We start from the raw sequence: 19,873 nt of genomic DNA on the forward strand, positions 1-19,873 counted from the left end.
GCCGCTGCCGCCACCCGACACCTCGGCCGCCGGCAACGGGTCCTCACCGGCCACACCCGTGTCGCCCTTCCACGGATCCACACTCGGATCCAACAGACCCGACGCATCCGACGGCTCACTGCCCGACACACCCGGAGCACCGCCACTCATCCCCGGCATCATCGGCATAACACCGAGACCGCCCAGACCACCGGCACCCGCTTCCGGAGCGCCCACATCCGTGGGCCCGGTGAACTCCTCCGGCCGCCTCAAGCCGCCGACCGGATTGTTCTGGCCGCCGGTGGGCAAGAGGTCGCCGTTGCCCAGGCTGGTGCCGCCCTTCCACGGCTCGGCGCTCGAGTCCAACAGCCCGGAGGAGTCCGTGGGCTCACCACCGACCCCGGGAGCACCGCCTCCGATGCCCGGCATCATCGGCACGGCCGACATGCCGCCCAAACCTCCGTCCGCGCCTCCAACGCGGGTACCGCCCGTGAACGGAGAATCACCACCCGCGCCCGACCCAATACCCGGATCCGGCGCACCGCCCCCGCCCACGCCCGTCCCGGGGCCGTCTCCCGTGCCAGGCCTGCCCGTCCCGGGGCCGTCTCCCGTGCCAGGACTGCCCGTCCCGGGGCCGTCTCCCGTGCCAGGACTGCCCGTCCCGGGGCCGTCTCCCGTGCCAGGCTGGTTCATATCTCCCCCGCCGCCCGGGGGGGTGACGGGGCTCGGGGTGTGGACCGAGTCGATCGTGACCTGATACTCGCTCGCCAGGCTTTTCAGGACCTTACGCATGTCGTTCGTCATCATTTCGACGATCTGCGGCTGTTCACTGACCCTGATCAGTCCGTTCTTCATCGTCGAGGCACCGGCCAGCTGCGCCTGGCGTGCGTACCACTGGTCGATCTCCGTGATGAGCTGCTGGGCGTTGCGCAGGTTGACCGCGTTGTTGGCGAGCTGCTGCGGGACCGAGTGGCTTCCCGTGGCACCGCCCGACAGGACGTTCGCGGTGGCCTGAACCTGCCGGGAGAAGCCGACGATCATGTCGAGGAACGCGTCCGCCGCGTCACCCTTCCAGGCCCCCCCGCCACCGGCCAGCGCCTTGCCCTGCTCCTGCAGGACCTCGGCTACCGACTGCAGAGCTACCTGCACCTGGTAGAAGGCGTCCGCCGCGTCCTGGAGGGACTGCGGGTCGGAGGCGCCCCGGGCGCGGCTCGCGTTGCTGCTGTTGTTGGTGCCCGCGGAGAATCCGTTGATGGCAGCTTCGATCTGCTTCCAGTCCCACGAGTCGTAATCCGAGACCTGGCCCACGGTGCCGTCGGGGCTGGCGAAGACCGCGTTGTCGATCCCCCTCCCCCCCTTCTTGAAGGGGCCTTGGTTGTACTTGTCCTCGTCGCCCATCCCCGCTCGCACTCTCCCGTCGGAGCCGTGGCCCCGGTCACCGTGGTGCCCCTCCTCGCCGAAGACAGGCGAGGAGGGGGATTTCGCCTGCTGCCAGAACATCGGCCGAGCCGCCGACCGGCGTCCCGTCGTCGCTGTCCGCAGTACGACGGCCGACGGCTGCGGCCTCGATTGTCCGGACCGGTCGTGGCCGGTCCGTCGATCAGTGGACGCCCCCAGCGTTCGAGCTGAGGGTGTTCAGGTCAGTGCTGGCGTCGTACATGTAGTCCTGCAAGTCCTTGGCCGACATCTTGTTGGCCTCTTCCATCGACTGGTACTTCTTGCTCATCAGCCGGACCCCGTGGCACAGGTCGGTGAGACCGTTGGCCAGGTCGGTGAGGACCTTCAGATAGGCGTCCCTGAGGCCGCCGTCACCACCGTTCCCGGACACCTTTCCGCGCATGACGTTCGCATGGTAGAAGGCGCCGGGAGCGGGCGACACATGGCCCAGTGCGCTGGACGCACGCTGGACGTACGGGACCAGGGTTTCGATGTTGCTCGCGAAATGCTCCATCGCCGCTGTGTTGACCTGCGTCTTCTTGCCGCCGCCGGAACCTCCCGGCACGTTCGGCTTCCGGATCGGGTCGTGATTCGTGTAGGACCCGTGCACGTCCGGGACGTTCGTGCCGCCGTCCCACTCCTCGGGCTGGTACGGCGCCGAGGCGGGCGTGTCGTGGTACATGTGGGTGGACGAGTCAGCTGTTGCGTCGGGCATCGGTCTCCTCGGTCAGTCCGGGCGCGGCCACGAAAGCCGCGCGGAACCGGTGTGGGCAACCGAACCGGTGCGGCCGAGGGGGGAGCCGCCGCACCCGTTCGCCGGTCAGGCGCCCTGCCACATGCCGACGCCCTGCCGCTCGCCCGTGTTGTACGCCTGGTTAATCTGGACGAGACTCGTCGTGGCCTTAGCCGCCGCCGTGGCCATGTTGTGGGCGGCGTTGTCCCACTTGGCCTTGCATTCCGCGTAGGTCGCCTTGGCGTCGCCGGTCCAGTGCTGGAGGCTGCTGCTGGCCTCCTCCTCCAGGCTCAGGATCAGCTGCCGGATGTGGTGGGTGATCGATTCCATCTCACCTGCGATGGCCTGAACCTGGGACATGTCGACGCCATACGTCACGGACATGAGAATTCACTCCTTGTGGCGGGAAGAAAGTGGGGGGTGGTCGATTCGTCCGTCAGTGCCCGAAGCCGGGGAGGCTCTGGGCCACGGCGCTCTTGACCTGGCTGGCCTCGTCGATGGTGCTCTGGTGGGTCGACCGGTACGTGGCGGTGTTCTGTTCCAGGACGCCCGCCATCTTGTTGAGTTCGTTGGTGACGGTCTGGAAGTTGGTGAGCCATTCCTGCAAGGCGCTGCAGAAGGTCTTGGAAGCCGGACCCTCCCAGACGATGCCGAGCATGGCATGCTGCTGCTCCATGTTGCTCCCGGAGCGGGTGCAGTGCGCGACCCGGTCCTGGAAGGCCGAGTAGGCGCGGGACATTCCCGCGAGGTCCACTGTGGTGGAAAGGGGACCAGAGCCGCCAGCCATGTTCGAGTTTCCTCTCGGTGATATGTAGGGGATTCGTCGCGCGTCGCTGACGCGCGTAGCGTCATTGTTGGGCGCGCTTCGACGGACGGGAAATGGGGAATCCGGGATCGTGCCCGGCAGTCCCGGCAGGATTACCCATGCGTGCCCACCGCGACATGCTCAGGTGTCGGGACAGGTCCAGATGGTGCCCCCGGTGTGGCCGCGGGCGCGGCCGGTGCCTGCGCCGGTTCGGCCGGGGCCGGCCGGGGCAGGTCGGCCGTGGATATCTCCGTGGAGCGCGCCCGGGAAGCGATACGTGCCGCCACCCGATGGGCTCCGTGGGCGCCGACCGCAGGGGTGGTCTGGGCGTAGACGTCGGCGAGCGTCGCCGTGACCTCGTCGGGCACGGTGTGTCCGAGGCGGCCGAGGTGACGTGCCGTCAGCTCGGCCAGTTGGGCCGGGTAGTACGGGGGCAACGTCAGATACTCCGCGAACAGCCGGGCCAGATCGGCCCGTTCCCGCAGCAGGTTGGTCAGCGGCGGCCCCTCTCCGCATAGCACCAGAGCCGAGGCACCGGGTGCGCCGGCCGTCGTCACGAGGGCCTCAATCACCGCCGCGCGGTCCTCCGCCGACCGTCGGACGAAGGCGGCGTCCACATCGGGGATGAACACTCCGCCCGCGGCCTCCTCGACGACGGACGCCAGGTAGGCGCGCGGCTGTCCGGGCCAGCGGGCGGGGACGACGGACAGCGGCAGGTAGCAGGTCACGCCGGTGGGCAGCAGGCCCAGTTCGGCGAGGCACCGCCCGTACAGGCGCGCCACGGAGCGGCGGCCGCTGCCCAGGGCTCCGTCGAGGACGATGTTGACCAGTCCGGTGGTCGGCTGGTTTCGCCGTCGCAGCTCCGCCAGGCCCTCCAGGCGGACTCGCAGGGCCTCGCGCACGGGCTCCAGGCCGACCATGAACGCCACCCTCCGGGCGGAGGGGCTGTCAGCACCGTTTCTGGCAGCCGGCGCGCCCCCTCCCCCACCCGCCGGCCCGCCGGCCTTGCCGCCATCCAGGACGAGCGTGGCCAGGTCGGCCTCGGTGAGCCTGTTCAGATCGGAATCGTCACTGGGCGGAAGGCTGGCCAGCCTGGTCGCCTGGTTGTTGATCATCGACTCGAAGACCTGCCGGGCGACGCGCCCATTGCCGAACGTCGCGGTCTTGGGCACCTCCTCGAAGTACCGCGTCAGGCCGTCCAACGCCCCGCCGGTCAGCTCATAGTAGTGCTTGGCGCCCAGGCCCCTGACGATGGTGACAAGCTCCTCCGGGCTGTAGTTGGGGAACTCGATGGTGCGCGCGAAACGGGACGCCATGCCCGGGTTGGAGGCGAGGAACTGGTCCATCTGCTCGGAGTAGCCCGCGGCGATGACGACGATCTCGTCGCGGTGGTCCTCCATCAGCTTCATCAGCGTCTCGACGGCCTCCTGACCGAAGTCCGGGCCCGTGCCCTTGGACTGGTTGGTCAGCGTGTAGGCCTCGTCGATGAACAGCACGCCGCCGAGTGCCCTGTTGAACACCTCGGTGGTCTTTATGGCGGTGCCACCGATGATCTGGGCGACAAGGTCGGCGCGAGCCACCTCGACGATGTGGCCCTGGGCGAGGATGCCCAGCTCGGCCAGGACGGCGCCGTACAGTCGCGCGACGGTGGTCTTGCCGGTGCCGGGCGGGCCGGCGAAGACCAGGTGGCGGCTCATGGGAGGCATCGGCAGGCCCATCTCCTGCCTGCGCTGGGCCATCCGGTTCAGGTTGATCAGCCCGGTGACCTCCTTCTTCACGCTCCCCAGGCCGACCAATGACTCGAGCTCGGCGAGCGGGCCGACACCGGTGCCGCGAGCCTGCTGCTCACCGGCGGCCGGCGGCTGGTCGTCCCCGGCCGGCCCGCCGGACCGCCCCCCGGTGTCCACGCCCACGACGTCCACCAGGCCACCAGCCTGGAGCCGGTGGACGGCCTTGCCGCCGTTGTCGCGGATCTGGCAGTCCTGGACACTGACCGGCTGGTCGGTGTTGGCGCGGATGCCGTCGCCCGCGTTGTCGAAGACGGTGCAGCCGGTGAGGTCGGCGCGGGCGGACGCCTGGATGTTGACGCCATGGCCGCGGGCGCCGCTGATCCGGCAGTTGGTGGCGCTGACCGAGCCACCGTGCGTGACCCGCAGGCCGTCGCCGCCCGAGCCGGTGAAGTCGGTGTCGCCGGCCATCAGCTCGGCGTCGGCCCCGACCAGTATCTCGCAGCCGCGGACCGTGGCAGATTCCAGGACGGCGCGGGCGCCGCCGGCCAGGCTGACACCGGTGCCGCCGGTGGCCGTCAGCCGCAGCCCGGTGAAGGTGCCGCCACCCTTCTCGTCGAGTTCGATGCCGATGCCGCCGCCGAGGGCAATGTCAGCGCCGCCCAGCTCCAGCCTGCTGTCCTGACCCACCACCCGCGCCCCCGCGCCGGAGGTGTCGGTGACGGCCAGGCGCCCGATCCGCGCGGACGCGCCGCCGGTGACCTGGACGGCGGCCGTCGAGGCGTCCTTGACGGTCAGCCCGTCGAACACCGCCTCGCTGCCGGCCTCGGCGACGACCCCCAGTGGGGCTCCGCTGACCTCGCAGTTCTCCAGATGCGGCCGGGAGCCGCCAGTGACGTGCACGCCGGTACGGGCCGCTCCGGCGACGGAACACGACTGCAGCACCGGCGCGGCCCCGCCGCTGATGTGCACGCCCTGCCCCCCGGAGCCGCTGAACGCGCACTCGATGAGCGCGGTCTCGCCCCGGCTGGTCAGATAGGCGTCGAGAGCCGCGCTGCCGCTGACCGACACATTCCGCAGCTGTGCCCTGGCCTCGTCCTCCACGGCGATACCGGGCTTGCCGCTACCGCTGATCCGGCTGTTCTCGACAGTGACCGTGCCGCGTCCGTTGGCGCAGACGCCGTTGCCCTTGGCCCCGCCGAAGATGCACTCCCGGACGGTCAGCCGCCCGCTCTCTGCGACGACCACAGCGGAGGAGCCTGCATCGGCGACCTCGGAGCCTTCCAGGGCGTTCCCGCCGCCGGATGTCACAACGACGCCGGCGCCGTTCGGGTTGGTGACCTTGCAGCCCCGCATGGCCAGGATGCCCTGATGCCAGGCGAGGACGGCGGTCCACCCTTCGCCGGCGACCTGGCAGTCGTCCAGGGCGGCCTGACCGCGCCGCACGTCGAGCACCGGCGCCTCCCGGTCGCTGCCGGACAAGGTGAGGCCGGACAGCTGAACCGCCTCGGCGTCCACGACCACGGTGCTGCCGGAGGCGCAGTGGACGTGGACCGTGCCCGAGTCGCCCTCGGCGGCCACGCTGACGGCCCGCGTGATGTCAAGCGTCTCCTCGTAACGCCCCGGCGCGACGGTGATGAGCGCGCCTTCGGCGGCCTCGGCCAGCGCTTGGGTGAGGGAACGGTACGCGCCCGGGCGGTCCGGGGCGACCAGCAGGATTTGTCGGCTCATAGGGGTGCCTTTCTCGTTGCCGCCTGGGCCGCACGACCGGATGCGCCGCGCCGCGGGAGCATGGCGGAGCTGAGCAGGCCCGGCGGGGCCGCGGTGCCGTATTTGACCGGGCCCTTGGCCCCGGCCCCGCCGGCGGCCGACCCCGCCAGGACCCGGAGGGTCTGTTCGAGGCTGTTCACGGCGATCTCGTCGAGCGGGGTTCGGTGGACGCCGACCCGCCCGTCCGCCGAGATCTCCGACTTCGACAGCTCGCGCAGGAGTACCGCGGTGCGGCCGCCGTCGCCGGTGACGGTCTTGAGGACCTCGAAACTGGTACCGGGCAGGAAGATCACCCGGTCGGGGGCTGAGGGGTCGAGCAGGTTCGTCCGCCGGGCCGTCATCGACCAGATGAGGATGTCGGTGACCCCGTCGGGCCCGGCGCCCGGGGAGGAGTGCGCGGTGCAGAACGCCCACTCGGTGAGCAGCCTGCCCGGACCGTACCAGGCCCGCTCCCCCGAGGTGAGCACGGAGTGCAGCAGCGCCGGCCCCCGATAGGAGGGCAGGCGGTCCAGCCCGGAGGCCACGCAGCGGGCCAGCGGTACGTGCGGACCTGCGGTGGCGCTGCGCACGGCCATGTCCAGTGCGCGGCTGTCCCCGGTGAGGTACAGCCGCAGCGCGACGAGATCGGTCAGCGCGTCCTCGTCAGGCCCTCGGGCGCCGCCGCGCAGGGCAGGCGACTCAGCCATGATGCCGGACACGGTGCCGATCGCCGCGTTGTACTGCTCGCTCAACGCGCGGCGGACCCACGCCCGCTCCTGGCCGAGCCCGCGCTCCGGCGGCACCGCGCAGGCGCCGGACTTGGGAACGGGCTGCACCCGGACCGAATCCCGCTGGCGCGCGGCCTGGGGCCGCGCCTGGACGGGTCCCTGTGGGGCGGGTGCGGGAGCAGCGGCCGGGGTCGGGGACACAGCAGGCGGCGGCGCGAGCGCGGGCCCGTCCGGCGGCCCTGACTCCAGCCGGACACGCGGCGCCGCGCTCCTGACGCGCCCGGGTGTGGGTACGGGCGCGGGCGCGGCTCCGGGCGCTGGGTCGGGCGCGGCCCAGGGTGCAGCCCAGGCCTTGGGCGTTGCGCTGGCCTCCCGACCGGGCCCCGCCCCCGTGACCGGGCGCGGCGACGCCGCGCCGTCCGAAGCCCCCGGCCGCGACTTCGCCGCCTCGGGCCCGGCGTCGGTACCCGCCTCGGACCCGGGCGCCGGGCCGGCGCCCGCCTCTGTGACCGGGGGCGGCGACGCCGCACGCCAGGAGCCGTCCCGGGGGCCCGGCCACCGCCCGGCCTTCGGCGCGGGTGCCGGGCCCTGCGCCGGGTCAGCGGCGTCCTGGCGGGGCGTGCCACCGGAATCCTCGGCCCCGGTTACGGTGTCCGTCCGAGTATCCGTGGCCTTGGACACTGCTCCCGCGTCCCCCGCCGTCGCCGGCGCGTTCGCGGAGCCGGCCGCCGCGAGGGCGGACGTGTCCGTTCCGGCCGCACCGTCTGGGGCCGGGGCAAGCGCGGGGCCCGCCGACTCGACCACGGTGGCCGGTTCGAACGGGTCAGTGAGCCCCGGCGACTCCACCCGCGCCCGGTTCGGGGCGGACGGCGTCGGCGGCGTGGCCGCCCCGGCCGAACCCGCAGCCCGGCGTGCCGGAGGGACCGCAGACTCCGACACGTCCACGGACCCCGCCGCCGCCAGGCGGCGGGCGGTGGCCGGGCGCTCGGGCTGCCGGACCATCTCGGCGGGCTTGGTCTGCACGGCCGCTTCCGGGTCGTCGGCGGGCGCCAGCCGGAACGCGGCGCGCACCGCGGGGTCCAGCCGCCACAGCACGTCCTTGGCGAGGGCCCGCATGCGCTCGGCGGCCCAAGGCGTGGCGCGGTCGAACAGGATCAGTGGGTTCCCGGGCCGGGCGGGAACACGACGCACCTCCTCGCCGTCGGCGCCGGCCTCGTGGGGCCGCACCCACAGGCCGCTTTGGACGACCTCCAGGACGCTGTCGGGGGCGTAGTCGTACACCCCTGGGGCAACTTCGCGGATCTCCGGGAAGGGGGCCCGCACACCTAGCAGCGCGGGCGGGGCAGACTCGCCGTCCCCGCTCGGGAAGTACACCAGTTCACTTACGAAGGGGCGCCAGGCGGGCCACCCGTCGGAGCGCACCCCAACGACGTCCGGCGAGGACAGCCCGGGGGCGATCGCCGTCGGCAAGCCCGCGTAGACCCCGATCTGCTGCTCCAGCCGGTCCGCCAGTTCCTGGCCGAACGCGCGGCCGTTCGGCAGCTCGACCGGACCGTAGTGGACGAACCGGACCAACGGCCGGGCCGTGGCCAGGACGTTCTCCCACAAGCGGGCCACATCCTCCAGCGGCACCTCCGGTTCGCCGGGGGCGCCGACGACTACGGCGAGGATGTCCGGGTGACACGGCACCACCCGGATCAACCGCTGCCGGTGGGAACTCAGCGGCTGGTGGTCGCTGCTGTGCACCCACACGCCGCCGGGCAGAGGCTCCGCGATGGCTTTCTCACTGATCCGCCACGGCCGGTCGGGGACGGAGAACTCCCAGTTCGGCTTAGGGAACCGGCGCGAGTCGATCTGCGCGACCCGGCCGGGGCGGAACAACAGCCAGCCGGCGCCGTTCTCAGTCGGCACGAACAGGCCACCGCCCACGGTGGACAGCGAGGCGCCGTCCGGGGCGAGCACGGCCCGGCCGAGCCGGTCGGCGATCCGCTGCCCGGCGTCGCGGACCTCGTAGTGTCGGCCGCGTTGGAAGACCAGGCGCACGTTGCCGGAGCGGCTCGCCAGGAACCTGGCCACCGCGTCCCATTCCAGGTCCAGGGAGGAATGGGAGGGCAGGTCGAGGACGACCAGGATGTTGCGGGAGTCCGGGGCCAGGCCCTCCACGAACCGCATGGTCTGCTCGGCCGGTTCGCCCTTCGGGTGGATCAGAAGGGCATTGCCGACGGGCCGGCATCTCAGAGGCCGCCCCGGGCCGCGCCGCTGCATGACCGCGAGTGCCACGGGCTATCCGCCTCTCACCGTGGCCAACGCGGCCGACGCGTCCAGGTCGGGCCCCTTCGGCAGCAGGCCCAGGACGTCCCTCGGCAGCGGAAGGCCCCCCATCTGGGGGAGTCCGAGGTACATCGCGGAGTTCCCGCGGCCGATGAGGTAGAGCCTGCCCTGCTCGGTGATCAGGTACCGCTGAGGGGTGCCCAGGTTCGCGGTGTCGCTGTTGTCCAAGGCGACGACACCGCGGCCGGGCGGGACGAGGACGAACCGTTTACCGATGGCCGCCTGGCCGCCCTCCAACACCACCTGAATGTGCATGACCCCCCTCGTCGGCTGCTCCCTGAGGCACAGCGCCTCGGTGGTGAGCGGCTGCTGGCGGGTGCCGAGCACGTCGGGCACGGTTGTCATCAGGGCGTGGTCCTTGGAGACCGGCGCAGCGGCGATGTCGGACTGGTCGACTCGCCGCGTGGCCGGTGCGCCGCGCCGCGCGGCGAGCAGGGCCCCCTCGGTGGCGCTGACGGGTTCGAGGCCGTCGGCGCGCAGCACGTAGGAGTGCCCGCCGGTGCCCGATATGGCGGTGAACACCTGCCCGATCCGGGCGGGGCGTCCGCCGACGGTTCGGCCCGGGCGGCCGGTGCCAGGCACGGAGGCGGGAACGAGCCGGGTGCCGGTGGGCACGGCGGACAGCCACGAGCGGGGCGCCACCAGCGGCTGCTGGGTGTCCAGGCCGAGGGCGATCCGGGAGGCGTCGTCGGGCAGCGGGTACTTGGTCCCGTGCCACAGCAAGTACAGGTCGCCGCTCGTAGAGGACAGCACGACCTGCCGGTCGGCGGGGAAGGGCCGGGTGCGCCCGGCCGGGTCGAAGTCCAGCAGCAGGCCGTTCGGCAGGTCGTCGCGTACGCACCGGGTCCAGGCGCCGAACAGCAGCTGCGTGGCCGGCGGCAGGGTGTCGGGCGCGTTGGGGATGCCGACGGGCGTCCCGTGCGGCACGCCGGCGAGGGAGTTGCGGGACACCGTCCGCACGGTGGCGCCTTCGCCCGCGATCAGCAAGGCGGAGGCGTAGTTGCGGACGGGGCGCAGTTCCCCGCCGAGGTAGAGGTAGCGGTTGCCGGTCTCCTTCTCGACGATGACCGCGTGGGGTTGCCGCCAGGATGTGTTGCCGCCGGGCGAGATGAGCCCGAACACGCCGAATCCCGCGCACAGCAGCACCGCGAGGCCTGCGCCGAAGAACATGCCGAGGCGGGACCGCTGGGCCGGCGGCTCGCCGCGGCCGGGGTCGCCGGTGACCAGCGCCGTAGACAGCCGGGCCATGGCGAACTGATAGGCCTGCACATGGTCGCGTCGCGTCTGCACCGCCGCCGCCCCCTCAGCCGGCCAGGGCGCGAAAGTACGCGTACACGTGCAGCAGCTGGAGCAGCAGCGGCAGGAGGACCACGGCGATGACCACCTCCAGGATGTCGCCGAGATGGCCCCACAACGGGCGGAGCCTGCTGTGGGGCAGCCGCCAGGCGCCCACGGCCAGGAGCACCACGCCGGCCAGCAGCGCGACTGCCACCGCGACCCGACCGGCCGGGCCCGTGTCGGCGCCACGCACGATCAGGAGCAGGGCCGGGCCGAAGGCGCCCGCCACGACGAGCGGCACCCGCTGTCGCGCCCCAGTTGGCTGGCGGACGCTCAGCAGCACGGCGCCGCTGAGCAGCAGGGCGAGCCACTCGCCGGCCCATCCGTGGTCGTGCACCAGCAGCCAGAAGGCCACCGCGTGGACCAGCGCGGACGACAGGGCGAGGACGTCCAGGAAGGTGCCGGCGATGTTGACGCCTCGGGCGACCTGCTCCGGCTCGACCGGGTCGATGTCCTCCTGGAGCTCCTCCGCGTTGTGCGGCAGGTGCGGCACCCGCAGCCGGGCCGAGCGCAGCGCGATCCGGGGGGCCAGGTGCCCGACGACGAAGATCGCGCAGGCCATCACAGCGACGGCCTGCGCCGGGGACATCCCGGCTCGGGAGGTGAGGACCGCGCTGATGGTCGTGACGACCGCGGTGACCAGGACCGTTCCGGGCAGCAGGGGCGGCATCGCTCTCAACAGCAGTAGTGCCCCCGCGATGATCAGCGCACCGAAGGCGGCGGCAATCAGGCCCGGCACCCCCAGGTGGTAGTCACGGGTGCCGCCGAAGGGCAGGGCGAGGCCGGCGAGCGCCGCAAGCAGGCACGCGCCGCCGCCGGTGGCCAGGCCGACGCCAGCGCCGGCCCGCTGGAGCAGTACGGACACGCCGGCGAGGATCACGGCGGCGGCCGCGCACCCGCCGGCGGCCGGCGCTCCGGGACCCGCGCCGAGCAGCGTGGCCGCGAGGCCGACGACGGCGAGCCAGGCCAGGACGAGGGCGAGCTGGCGGGTCATCTCCGGGCGCCACCGGTCGGGACGGTCGCAGATGACGGTGGCCACGCCGTCGGAGACGTCGTCGAACACCAGCCGGGGCAGCGGCGTGTCGACGGGGCGCAGGTAGAGCACGTCGCCGTGGTGAAGGCCCAGCGACTCGGGCGTCCCTTCGGGGCCGAGCGGGTCCTCGCCGAGCCGCTGCAGCACCCAGGGGGTGCCCTGTTCGTCCTGGCCAGCGGCGACGTGCCGCAGCAGCACGGGCAGCAGTTCCGACACCGGTGTGGACACGGGGACGGCCAGGTCGGCGCGGCCTGCCGGGCCGTCCACGGTGAGACGGCAGAGTTCGACGGGGGGCAGGGGGCGTGCGGGCGGTGAGGTCGGCATAGCGTTCCTGGGGCGGAGGGCGTGGAGCGGGACGGGGAGGCGGCGTGCGACCGTGCGGACCGGACGGGGTGCGCGGGGCGTGCGGCACCCGCCCGCAGGGGGACCGCCGGGCCGGAGCGGGCCGGAAGGGCCGGAAGGGCCGGGCGGGCCAGGCGCGGGCGTCCGGGGCGTCTCGGTCCGGTCATGACGGGGTCACCAGACCCGTTTGGATGAGCTTGACGGCGCGGCGGGTGACGAGCTGCGCCCGGCCGGCGGGCAGGTTGCGTGGCTTGGCCTCGCCGAGGAACTTGCCCTCTTCCTTCGGGTAGGAGAACAGTAGACCGGGGTTGCCCAGCTCCCACATGCGCCGCACCAGCGGGTCCATCATGGCCCGCATCGCGCCGGAGGTGCTGCGCGCCACCACCATGTACATGCCGATGTTGTGGCCCTGGGCGAGGAGCGGGACGAGCGGCGCGAGCGGCGTGCCCATGCCCGGGCTGCCGGTGAAGAGGTCGTAGTCGTCGACCACGACGAACAGCAGCGGCCCCTGCCACCAGTCGCGCCTGAGAAGCTGCTCGGGCGAGATGTCGGGGCCGGGCACCCGGTGGCTGACCGAGTTCACCGCGGCGTCGGCGACCTGGGCCATGGCTTCGCTGTCCACGACGTAACCCGACCGGTAGGCCTCGGGCACGTCCGCCAGCAGTCCGCGGCCGGGATCGGCCAGCAGGATGCGGGCCTCGCCGGGGGTGTAGCGGCTGGTTATGGACCGGATGGCGAGCCGTAGCGCGTTGGTCTTGCCGGTCTGGTCATCGCCGAGGACCAACAGATGCGGGGTGGTGGAGAAGTCGTGCCACACGGGTTCGAGCCGCTGCTCGTCCCAGCCGAGGCAGACACGGAGGTCGCCCTCGGCGGGCGGCAGTTGGGTTACCAACAGGCTGGTAGGCAGCAGGCGGACACCGGGCGCGGAGCGGCCGGTCCAGAAGGTGGCGATCTCCGCGACGGCCGCCTTGGTGGCGCGGGTGAGGTCAGCGGTCTCCGAGGAGCCGTCCAGACGGGGCAGGGCTGTGAGGAAGTGGTGCCCGGAGGCGACGAGGCCTCGGCCCGGACGGTGCGGCACCCCGGCCGCCTTCCTGGAGCCGACTTCGGACTCGATCGGGTCGCCGAGCCGCAGTTCGAGTTTGGTGCCGAGCGTGTCGCGCAGCCGGGAGTGCAGCTCCGACCAACGGGTGGCGGTGGCCATGACGTGGATGCCGAAGCCGAGGCCGCGGGCCGCGATGTCCATGACCCGGGCCTCCAGTTCCTCGAAGTCCTGGCGGAGGGTGAACCAGCCGTCGACGACGAGGAACACGTCGCCGTACGGGTCGTCGACGCGTCCGGCGGTCCGAAGTTCGCGGTAGGCGGCCATCGACTCCAGGCCCATGTCCGTGAATATTTGCTCGCGGCGTTCGAGGAGCTGCGACATCTCCTCGACGGTGCGCAGCACCCGGTCGCGTTCCATGCGGGTGGCGACCGAGCCGACGTGAGGCAGGCCGGCGACGGACATCAGACCGCCGCTGAAGTCCAGGCAGTAGAACTGGACCTCCTGCGCCGTATGCGTCAGCGCCAGCGCCAGGATCAGGGTGCGCAGCAGCGTGGACTTGCCGGTCTGCGGGGCGCCGGCGACGCCGACGTGCCCCTCGGCCCCGGACAGATCGACCATCAGCAGTTCGCGCAGCTGCTCGAACGGCCGGTCGACTATGCCCAGGGGGACCTTTAGGAACCCGAGGCCGGGCAGGTCCGCCGGGGCGCACATGCCGCGGACGGCGTCGGGCACGATGCCGGGCAGCAGGTCGTCCAGGCCGGGCGAGGCAGAGAGGGGCGGCAGCCAGATCTGGCGGGCCGCCGAGCCCTTGCCGTCCAGCCGGTCGATCAGCACATCCATCAGGGACTCGCTGCTGTCCTGCCGTTCGGCGGGCTGCTCCTCCTCGGCCGCGGCGAGCGCCGCCGCCTCGGCTGTCTGGCGCAGTTCCTCACTGGTGGGGGCGGACGCAGTCGGCTCCAGGCCGAAGACTGTCACGGCCTGGGCGGCGCGGGCCGACTGGGCCGCCTGTTCGGCGGCGGTCGGCGGGGCGGGCGCCGGGCCCGACACGTAGGCGGCCTTGAACCGCACCAGGTTGGTGGTGTCGATCTTCAGATAGCCATTGCCGGGGGCGGAGGGCAGCTCGTAGGCGCTGGAGACCCCGATCACGCTGCGGGACTCCATCGAGGAGAACGTGCGCAGCGCGATCCGGTAGGACAGGTGGCCCTCGACGCGGTTGATGCGGCTCTCGTCGAGTCGCTGGGAGGCGAGCAGCAGGTGCACGCCGAGGCTGCGGCCCAGACGCCCGATCGACACGAACAGGTCGACGAACTCGGGCTTGGTGGCGAGCAGTTCGGAGAACTCGTCGACGATGAAAAGCAGCGACGGCAGCGGGGTGAGCTCCGCGCCGCCGATCCGGGCCTTCTCGTAGTCGAACAGCGAGGCGTAGCCGGCGGCGCGCAGCAGCTCCTGTCGGCGGATCATCTCGCCGTTGATGGCGTCCCGCATGCGATCGACGAGGGTGAGCTCGTCGGCGAGGTTGGTGATCACGGCCGAGGTGTGCGGCAGCCGGTCCATGCCAAGGAAGGTGGCGCCGCCCTTGAAGTCGACCAGCACCATGTTCAGCACCTCGGAGGAGTGCGTGGCGGCCAGTCCCATCACGAGGGTGCGCAGCAGTTCGCTCTTGCCGGAGCCGGTGGCGCCGATGACGAGACCGTGCGGGCCCATGCCGGCTTGCGCGGACTCCTTCAGGTCCAGCTCGACCACCTCACCCTCCTCGGTCATGCCGATCGGCACCCGCAGCCGAGCGTTCTGCGGTGCCCGGCTACGCCACTTGGCGGCCACGTCGAAGGTGCGCGGGTCGCGTATGCCGAGCAGCGACGTCAGATCGAAGTCGGTCTCCAGCGGCCGGTCGACCAGGTCAACGGTGCCGCTGGTACGCACCGGCGCCAGCGCCCGGGCCAGCGTCCGTGCAGAGTCGCGGCTGAGGGCGTCGGCCCACGCGGTGGCGGTGTCGCCGCCGGACAGGAACTCGACGTGGCTGTCCCAGGCCGTCAGCCGCAGTACCTTCGGGCCGCCGGTCATGGTGCCGGTGGCGTCCAGCAGGACCACGTTCCGCAGTCCGGTGCCGAGGAGCCGGGAGCTCTCGGGGATGCGCGCACCCTGGGCGACGATTACCACGAACGGCTCGGCGGCGCTCGGGGAGGCGTCCTGATCGTAGTCCGGCCGGTCGCCGAACTCCGATCCGAGCAGCTCCATCAGCGTGTCGTGATCGGAGGCGGCGAGCCGCACCGGTCCGGCGGAATCCTCCGCGTACGGGTGGGCGTTGTGGGGCAGCCACTTCAGCCAGTCCCACTCGGCCTGCCCCGCCGGGTCACCCAGCATCGCGACGCGCAGGTCGTCCGGCGAGTGGAAGACGGCGAGCTGCCCGATCATCGCCCGCATCAGCCCCAGGGCGCACTGCCCGTCGCCGACGAACTCCACGCTCGTGAAGCGCGGCAGCGCCACGGGTATCGGCAGCTCCGGGACGGTCTGGTGGGCCTTGCTGAACCGGCGCAGCGACACCGCCGACAGCGGTTCCAGGTTCTCCACCGGCTTGGTGTGCGGCGGCAGCAACTCCAGGGCGCTGCGCCGGCTGCCGGTGCCGATGCGAATCCGGGCGAAGTCCTCGTGCCCCGGCCGGCGCTCCCACAACCGGGCACTGAGGGCGAGTGACCACAGGTCGCGGGGGTCGGGGTTGTCCCACAGCACGGCGGCACTCTGCTGCTCGGCAGCCTGCCGGGCCTGCTTGCGCTTCTGGGCGAGGTAGCGCAGGTAGTCGCGGCGTTCGGCGCGCAGCCTCCGCCTGCGGTCCGCACCGGGGCGGCCGATCTGGGCCACGCCCATGCTGATCATGGCCATGCCCATCATCCCGCCCATCACGTAGCTGGTCGGGGTGGCACTGCCGACGGAGAACATCAGCGCCATGGCGCCGGAGCCCAGCGCCATCGGCAGGTAGGCGAGCGCGGACCCGAAGTCGGCCGCGGCCGGCTCGCCCAGTACGGGCGGTTCGGCCAGCTCGAGTTGCCCCTCGGGCATCGGAGGGCCCTCCGCACGAGGCGAGCGCTTGGCGATCCTGGTACTCAATCGCGTTCTCTTTCCGTGGTGCGAGAGCGGCTCTTCGTCGATCGTATGAAGGCCCCGCGGCAGGTCATGGGGGGAAGCGGGCGTCTGTTCGGATGCACAGCGAACTGTGCCCGCCTGTTCTCGGCGGCCTCCCGGGCGCCGTCCGTTCCCGGGGGCACGGCCGGCCGTCGGCCGGCTCGGCGAGTCATATGACGCCGGCCCGTATCGCGTAGGAGACGGCGTGGGCGCGGTTGCGGAGGTTCAGACGCTTCATCAGGCCGTAAAGGACGTTCTTCACCGTCCGTTCGGAATAACGCAGCTTTTCGGCTATGTCCTCGAGATCACTGCCGTTCGCGACGAGCCGGAGTATGTCGATTTCCCGGGTGGTCAATCCGCAGGCGGTCAGCCCACGTGGCGCGAGGACATCCTTGATCGTCCGCTCCATCTGGTCGAGCAGCATGCCCTGCAGTTCCGGACTGAAGGCGCCTTCTCCCCTGGCGATCGCGTAGACGGCCTCGTCGAAACTGGCCCAGCTGAATCCACACCGAAAGAGAACCCCACGAACGCCAAGCTCAATGGCGGCGTGCATGTCGACTGTCCAACTGCCGGCAACGATCACCAGGAATCCCGCGCAGGCCGGAAAGGTCAGCTGTCGCAGCGTATCAAGGGCTTGGTCGTCCGCGTTCCCTACGGTCAGGACGATCACGTCCGCACTCTGGTCGTCCACGGGGGTCATCCTGGGCTCTTGGCGCACGTGGCTGACCAGGCCGAGCCTGGTCAGCGGATCAGCCGCGCAAATCTTCACGCTGACGGTACCTGCGACGTTCATATCGATCCTCTGTGTCTTGTACATCCAAGCGGCGGCGCTGCGGGAGTCGCTTGCCGTCAAGGACGAGTCATACGGAATGGAGATTTCATTGAGGTTTGCCCCGTCTCCTTCGGTTTGCCATGGTCATCCGGCCTGAGCTCTGGACACCAGGACGGCTGGTCAGACGGGGCGCCCAGACACGCGACACGGCAGGTGCGCCAGGCGAAGGAGGTGGGGCAGCGGGCCGGACGGCCCGGACGTACGGGTGAGGGTGATGCCATACGTCTTCTTCCGACCGGCCTTCGGCCCGTCCTCCCGGTCGTAGACGCCCGTGCCGACGCCCGGCGTCTTCAACTGCTGGTCGAGCGCGGTGACGACAGGGGCCTTCACCGTGTAGTCGTGGGCGGTCACGCCCGCCCTGACCGCCTTCCAGGCGCCGACGACGTCGATGCGGCCGAAGGCTTCCTCGTACGCCTGAACTCCCTTGATGTGCTGGGCGGTCGAGGTAAGCGCCGTGCGCGGGTTCGCGGGCGTGAGTTCGATGCCCGGCTGCTTTGCGGCACGCAGAAGCAGCGCGCTCGCGCCCGCCGCCTGCAGAAACGCCATCGAGGTGCCGTTCCACATGGCGTAGCCGAGGAGGCAGGGTCCAGCCCGTATGGCCGTCCATCGCGCTAAGCACCCAGGCCGGGAGCGTGCTGACCGCGGCCACTAGCATAGTTGGCGGCGAGGGTCTGCTTGGAGATGCTGGCGCCGACCGAGACGACCTTGTCGGCCGGGCCCGGTCTTCGATGGTGTTGGCGCCGGGGCCGGAGTTGCCGACGGCGATGACGAACTGGACGCCGTAGGTGCCGATCAGGCGGTTGTACAGCTGGGCGGTGGCACTGCTGCCGTCGTTCAGCGCAGGCATATCGCCGATCGACATGTTGACGAGGTCGATCATGCCCTCGGTCATCGCGACGTTAGTGCAGTCGGCACGGAAGAGGCAGGCCCGCTCGGAGACGATCTTCGCGCCGGGGGCAGCTCCATTCATCCTGCCGTCGAACATGCTGTTGGCGGTGGTGATGCCGACCAGGTGCGTACCGTGCCCACCGGAGACGAGGCCGATGTCGGCGAAGTCGGCCTTCTTGCCGACCCAGTCGCCGCCGAGCGGATCCATCGTTATGTCTTTGCGGGTCTGCACGACGAAGTCCCGACTCTCGGCGATGGCCGTGGCAGGGTCGTCGATGCCGAAGTGGCCGATCTGGAAGCCGTCCTCGTACGGCTTCATAGGGGTGCCCTCGGTGAAGTCGCCGTTGTCGTTCACACCGACGGTAACGATGCCGGCGGACGGGTCGTACAGGACGCCCCGGTCATCGGTGGTGTCGCCGTCGCGGTTGACGTCACCGTCGGCGTCACCGTCCGTGACCTTGCCATCAGCGGTGACATCTTCGCGCAAGACGTTCATCCGGTACGAGCCAGCAGGGGCCTTCCAGGTCTTGCCGCCATAGGTGAAGGTGGGGCCGGTGACTGAGGTGGTCATCGGCCGCCAAGTGCCGTCACCGTCGATAATCGGGACGGTGGCGGTCACCCAGTCGACGAACCTTGCACTCAACGGTCGTCGCTTTGTGCACCGCAGGAGCCGCAAGGTCGACGCCCATGTCCAGGACACCGGTGGTCACCCCGCGCCCGTCCGCCTTAGAGTGCTGCTGCCGAAGCGCAGCGTCCGCCGGTGACGCTCAAGCGTTGCCGCGCTCAGAGTGGTCTCCCGGGGCGGGGCCTCCAACGCGCCAATGTTATGGGCTGCGCCGACGAGTTGCTCCACGGTCGAGGACGCGTCCGATTCTTCCCCAGCGAGCAACCGGACGCGGTCCGTGCGCATGCCATCAATCAGACCCTGGGCGACCGCCTCCCACGTGGGTGACGTCGTGATACGGACAGCCCGATGAGCACGCACGAAGACGATTTGACCATTGATCAGGACGAGCAAGGCATCCTGTTCCAGGCGCAATAACTCCTCGCCTTGCGTCGGGGCTACTACTGGAGGGCTCGACGCCCCCACGCCCGCAGGCGCCATCATCTGGGGAACAACTCGATTTTGATGAACATGCATGCCTTGTAAATTTCGAGGAAAAATCGTCGCGGCCCGGCACAATTTCGGTGGGGCACGTCTGGAAGCGCCAGGGTATGGGCCGAGAAGGAAATCTCGTAGAGTCAAATGCCCCTCCAGCCTGGATCTTTCATGCCCGGGGCCGCTTGAGCACTTGCCCGCGATGTCGCGTTACTCAGGTTGAACTCGCGGAGTCCGGCGGTCTGATCGCGTCGTCGTCGATGGTCAGACCGGTGGGTGGCGGACAGCCGTCGACCAGGTAGGGCCGGTACTGGATCTTCTTCAACTTCCGCTTGATCACGCGGGTGAGGTGTGTGACGTCGGCGGCGGCGGCGAAGTCGGCCAGGTGGCGCTTGAGGAGCGACCAGATCCCCTCGGCCGGGTTCAGCTCCGGTGCGTAGGAGGGCATCTGGAAGATCGGTAACCAGTTCCGGTGCTCCTCGGCGAAGTTGGCGAGCTCCTTGACCAGTGCCCATTCAGGTTGTGCCGGCACCACACCACCGGGGGCCCAGGGACCTGCCGATCAATAACTCCTAGATCTTGGTGAGGGTTACGGGGGGTGAGGTCGTGCCCGGCGATCGCGGCGAGCTGTTGTGCCGTGGTCACGGTGAGGGCGCCGGCCGGGACTGTGTACCCGAGCGCGGTGAGTACGGG

At 71.1% G+C, this 19,873-nt stretch carries 11 protein-coding genes and 1 pseudogene; all 12 read right to left on the bottom strand.

Annotated features, from left to right (window positions below; genetic code table 11):
- Positions 1-1,479 (bottom strand): hypothetical protein (locus tag ABZZ74_RS48250; RefSeq protein ID WP_356950484.1); only part of this gene is annotated, 1,479 nt, incomplete at its 3' end.
- Positions 1,480-1,579: 100 nt separating this feature from the next.
- Entirely contained in the window at positions 1,580-2,131 is a 552-nt protein-coding gene (locus tag ABZZ74_RS48255) for a hypothetical protein (RefSeq protein ID WP_356950485.1), read from the bottom strand.
- A gap of 105 nt (positions 2,132-2,236) precedes the next feature.
- Positions 2,237-2,533 (bottom strand): WXG100 family type VII secretion target, encoded by a 297-nt coding sequence (locus ABZZ74_RS48260; RefSeq protein ID WP_356950486.1) that lies wholly within the window; start codon positions 2,531-2,533, stop codon positions 2,237-2,239.
- A 52-nt stretch (positions 2,534-2,585) separates the two neighbouring features.
- The gene (locus tag ABZZ74_RS48265; RefSeq protein ID WP_356950487.1) at positions 2,586-2,936 is read right to left on the bottom strand and encodes a WXG100 family type VII secretion target; all 351 of its coding nucleotides are present in this window, start codon (positions 2,934-2,936) and stop codon (positions 2,586-2,588) included.
- A 131-nt stretch (positions 2,937-3,067) separates the two neighbouring features.
- Positions 3,068-6,412, bottom strand: a complete 3,345-nt coding sequence (locus tag ABZZ74_RS48270; protein ID WP_356950488.1) for a right-handed parallel beta-helix repeat-containing protein — start codon at positions 6,410-6,412, stop codon at positions 3,068-3,070.
- On the bottom strand, positions 6,409-9,438 hold the full coding sequence (locus ABZZ74_RS48275; RefSeq protein ID WP_356950489.1) for a hypothetical protein: 3,030 nt from the start codon (positions 9,436-9,438) through the stop codon (positions 6,409-6,411). Before ABZZ74_RS48275 ends, ABZZ74_RS48270 begins: the two co-directional genes overlap by 4 nt.
- A gap of 3 nt (positions 9,439-9,441) precedes the next feature.
- Entirely contained in the window at positions 9,442-10,779 is a 1,338-nt protein-coding gene (eccB, locus tag ABZZ74_RS48280) for a type VII secretion protein EccB (RefSeq protein ID WP_356950490.1), read from the bottom strand.
- A 13-nt stretch (positions 10,780-10,792) separates the two neighbouring features.
- The gene (gene eccD / locus ABZZ74_RS48285; RefSeq protein WP_356950491.1) at positions 10,793-12,184 is read right to left on the bottom strand and encodes a type VII secretion integral membrane protein EccD; all 1,392 of its coding nucleotides are present in this window, start codon (positions 12,182-12,184) and stop codon (positions 10,793-10,795) included.
- Positions 12,185-12,365: 181 nt separating this feature from the next.
- Positions 12,366-16,298: a type VII secretion protein EccCa gene (gene eccCa, locus ABZZ74_RS48290; protein ID WP_356950492.1), complete on the bottom strand. Its 3,933-nt coding sequence runs from the start codon at positions 16,296-16,298 to the stop codon at positions 12,366-12,368.
- Between the two features lie 232 nt (positions 16,299-16,530).
- A complete protein-coding gene (locus ABZZ74_RS48295) occupies positions 16,531-17,214 on the bottom strand; it encodes a response regulator transcription factor (RefSeq protein WP_356950493.1) in 684 nt (227 codons plus the stop codon).
- 168 nt (positions 17,215-17,382) lie between these two features.
- Positions 17,383-18,821: pseudogene (locus ABZZ74_RS48300) on the bottom strand (S8 family serine peptidase); the annotation flags it as partial.
- 573 nt (positions 18,822-19,394) lie between these two features.
- A complete protein-coding gene (locus tag ABZZ74_RS48305) occupies positions 19,395-19,712 on the bottom strand; it encodes a transposase (RefSeq protein WP_356950494.1) in 318 nt (105 codons plus the stop codon).
- Positions 19,713-19,873: the final 161 nt, after the last annotated feature.

The sequence above is a fragment of the Streptomyces sp. NPDC006476 genome (assembly GCF_040612015.1).
Lineage (GTDB): Bacteria > Actinomycetota > Actinomycetes > Streptomycetales > Streptomycetaceae > Streptomyces > Streptomyces griseorubiginosus_B.

What these genes read in the sequence shown, in the direction of transcription:
- ABZZ74_RS48255 (WP_356950485.1), bottom strand. Translation starts at nt 2,131, where the DNA reads ATGCCCGACGCAACAGCTGACTCGTCCACCCACATGTACCACGACACG.
- ABZZ74_RS48260 (WP_356950486.1), bottom strand. Translation starts at nt 2,533, where the DNA reads ATGTCCGTGACGTATGGCGTCGACATGTCCCAGGTTCAGGCCATCGCA.
- eccCa (WP_356950492.1), bottom strand. Translation starts at nt 16,298, where the DNA reads ATGCCCGAGGGGCAACTCGAGCTGGCCGAACCGCCCGTACTGGGCGAG.
- ABZZ74_RS48265 (WP_356950487.1), bottom strand. Translation starts at nt 2,936, where the DNA reads ATGGCTGGCGGCTCTGGTCCCCTTTCCACCACAGTGGACCTCGCGGGA.
- ABZZ74_RS48270 (WP_356950488.1), bottom strand. Translation starts at nt 6,412, where the DNA reads ATGAGCCGACAAATCCTGCTGGTCGCCCCGGACCGCCCGGGCGCGTAC.
- eccD (WP_356950491.1), bottom strand. Translation starts at nt 12,184, where the DNA reads ATGCCGACCTCACCGCCCGCACGCCCCCTGCCCCCCGTCGAACTCTGC.